The organism is Arsenophonus sp. ENCA (assembly GCF_002287155.1).
Classification (GTDB): Bacteria; Pseudomonadota; Gammaproteobacteria; order Enterobacterales; family Enterobacteriaceae; genus Arsenophonus; species Arsenophonus nilaparvatae.
Map to the genome: position 1 here is coordinate 1 of NZ_NHNG01000363.1, position 1,027 is coordinate 1,027.

Here is a 1,027-nt window from a genome sequence, read left to right on the forward strand (position 1 = left end):
GCCAAACTAGAGTATCTTACACTGCTTACTTGCAAGAATATTTTATAGATATCTTTAATGCATGGATAACCGGACAAAATATGAACATCCTGATTTTTTCTTGTTTTTAAATTTATACTTCTTTTTTACACGAGTTTCGCACCAATAAAAAAACGCTCTATTTTTAAGTTTAATTCAGCATGATATATAAATAGTCAAAACCTTATAAATCAAATACAACTTATTGTAATTTAAGAAAATTTATGTTTTTTAGTAACTTGCAGATTAATCATTGCTTTTAAGCCATTTTTAGAATTTTATATGCCTGTGCGAAACTCGTGTTAGATAGAACCCGGGTATGTCGCTGGGTAAAAATATTATTGCCGGTTTTAGAGATGACCTTGGGGCGAGAATGTGTTTTGCCCGCTCGTCAAATTCGCTCTGCTGAGGAATTTTTTCGCGCCTTTCCTGGAGTTAAAGACGTCTTTATTGATGGGACAGAGCGACCTGTCCACGCCTAGGAATTTCCACGAGTTTCGCACCAATAAAAAAACGCTCTATTTTTAAGTTTAATTCAGCATGATATATAAATAGTCAAAACCTTATAAATCAAATACAACTTATTGTAATTTAAGAAAATTTATGTTTTTTAGTAACTTGCAGATTAATCATTGCTTTTAAGCCATTTTTAGAATTTTATATGCCTGTGCGAAACTCGTGATTTCAAAGATCCTGAGGCCGTATGAAATAGGGATCACAGTCGGTAAGATTTGCTGTTTTTTTCAGCACAAGAGGGAGTGAGATCATTATTTGTTGGCTAATCGACTGATTTTTGAACGAATTTGCTGAATTCAGGCAGATCTTCCCTGCATTACATCACGTAACGCATTCGCGCTATTTCCACTGCGTTAGCAACCAGATCCTTTGTTACCAGCCCATACAAGACCCGCTGATAGACCATTTTCCCGCCACACAGAATACATTTAAAAGGGTCCGTATTGAGCAGTGCTTGGCTGAGGCTGGAAAATGTCACTACTTTTACAGGTTT

General features: G+C 35.7%; 1 protein-coding gene. It reads left to right on the top strand.

Annotated features, from left to right (window positions below; translation table 11 throughout):
• Positions 1-317: 317 nt before the first annotated feature.
• Positions 318-500, top strand: a complete 183-nt coding sequence (locus CBG25_RS09535; RefSeq protein ID WP_290606264.1) for a hypothetical protein — start codon at positions 318-320, stop codon at positions 498-500.
• The last annotated feature ends 527 nt before the right edge of the window (positions 501-1,027 follow it).